This window comes from Actinoplanes sp. NPDC051494, from assembly GCF_044454705.1.
Lineage (GTDB): Bacteria > Actinomycetota > Actinomycetes > Mycobacteriales > Micromonosporaceae > Actinoplanes.
Genome location: NZ_JBITDZ010000030.1, coordinates 1 through 1,049 on the forward strand (window position 1 = coordinate 1; position 1,049 = coordinate 1,049).

At 65.6% G+C, this 1,049-nt stretch carries 1 protein-coding gene; it reads right to left on the reverse strand.

Annotated features, from left to right (window positions below; translation table 11 throughout):
* On the reverse strand, positions 1–1,049 hold a 1,049-nt coding region (locus ACIA6A_RS41390), incomplete at both ends, for a UDP-glucose dehydrogenase family protein (protein ID WP_396103638.1).

Sequence of the window (1,049 nt, forward strand, 5' to 3'; positions counted from 1 at the left end):
TTGGCGAGGCTGGCGGCGATGGACAGGGCGGGTGCGTCGCGTACGTCGTCGGAGTTGGGTTTGAACGCGGCTCCGAGTACGGCGATGCGGGTGCCGGAGAGGTCGGGTCCGGCGGGGCCGGGTCGGCGGTGCAGGAGTTCGGCGGCGAGTTGGATGACGCGGCTGCGGCGTCGGAGGTTGATGAGGTCGACTTCGTGTAGGAAGCGGAGGGCTTCGCCGGCGCCGAGTTCTTGGGCGCGGGTTTGGAAGGCGCGGATGTCTTTGGGGAGGCAGCCGCCGCCGAAGCCGATGCCGGCTTGGAGGAATTTGTTGCCGATGCGGGGGTCGTAGCCGATGGCTTTGGCGAGTTGGGTGATGTCGCCGCCGGCGACTTCGCAGACCTCGGCCATGGCGTTGATGAAGCTGATTTTGGTGGCGAGGAAGGCGTTGGCGGCGACTTTGACGAGTTCGGCGGTGGCGAAGTCGGTGACGACGAGGGGGACTTCGCGTTCTTCGCTGGCGGCGAGGTCGAAGACGCCTTTGTGGGCGGCGTAGAGCATGGCGTTGGCCCAGTCGGTTTTGACGCCGACGACGATGCGGTTGGGTCGTAGGACGTCTTCGACGGCGAAGCCTTCTTGCAGGAATTCTGGTGACCAGGCGACTTCGATGCCCAGGGCCGGGTCGGTTTGTTTGGCGAGGAGTTGTTCGATCCATTCGGCGGTGCCGACGGGGACGGTGGATTTCCCGACGATCAGGGCGCGGCGTTTGAGGTGTTTGGCGAGGTTGGTGACGGATGTTTCGACGTAGGTGAGGTCGGCGCCGGGGCCGTCGGTGCGTTGGGGGGTGCCGACGCAGATGAAGTGGATGTCGGCGTGGTCGGCGACTTCTTCGTAGCTGGTGGTGAACCGGAGTCGTCCGGAGGCGAGGTTGGTGCGTAGGAGGTCGTCGAGTCCGGGTTCGTGGAAGGGGACTTGTCCGGCGGCGAGTTTGCCGATTTTGGCGGCGTCGATGTCGAAGCCCAGCACGTCGTACCCGAGTTCGGCGAAGCAGATGGCGTAGGTCGCGCCGAG